Here is a 398-nt window from a genome sequence, read left to right as displayed (position 1 = left end):
CGTTCAGACCTTGGCGTGGGTGGCGGCCCATTGCGACGGGTTGACGTCGATGCTCAGCGGGCCGAAGCCGGAGCCGATCACGCCGACGTTGTTGAGCGTGTTCACGTTGATGCTTTGCAGCTGGGCGATGTTCTGGTTGACGTTGACATTGACGTTGGCCACCGGGCCCAGTCCTTGCAGCCAGGAATTTCCGCCGCGCACCGCGGTCATGGACTTGCTGTCGAGTTCTTGGGTCAGGGCGAGGTCGCACACGATGATGGATGGCATGGTGGTTCTCCTTGGCTTCACTGAATGACTTGAAATGTTCCTGAGTGGCTGGTTGGCAGCGGAGGTGGCGGGGCCGCCTCCGCGTCTGCCGGGCCGTTCAGCGATAGATGTTGTTTTGGGCGTTCTGCGTC

The 398-nt window shown here is 61.3% G+C and carries 1 protein-coding gene; it reads right to left on the bottom strand.

Annotated features, from left to right (window positions below; genetic code table 11):
• Positions 1-3 precede the first annotated feature (3 nt).
• On the bottom strand, positions 4-267 hold the full coding sequence (locus tag AC1DN0_RS41685) for a hypothetical protein (protein ID WP_477112247.1): 264 nt from the start codon (positions 265-267) through the stop codon (positions 4-6).
• Positions 268-398: the final 131 nt, after the last annotated feature.

It is taken from the genome of Cupriavidus sp. 05N39 (genome assembly GCF_056397325.1).
This window is presented reverse-complemented; position numbering and strand designations above follow the sequence as displayed.

Excerpts from the sequence above, each read along its gene's own strand:
- AC1DN0_RS41685 (WP_477112247.1), bottom strand. The coding sequence starts at position 267 with ATGCCATCCATCATCGTGTGCGACCTCGCCCTGACCCAAGAACTCGAC.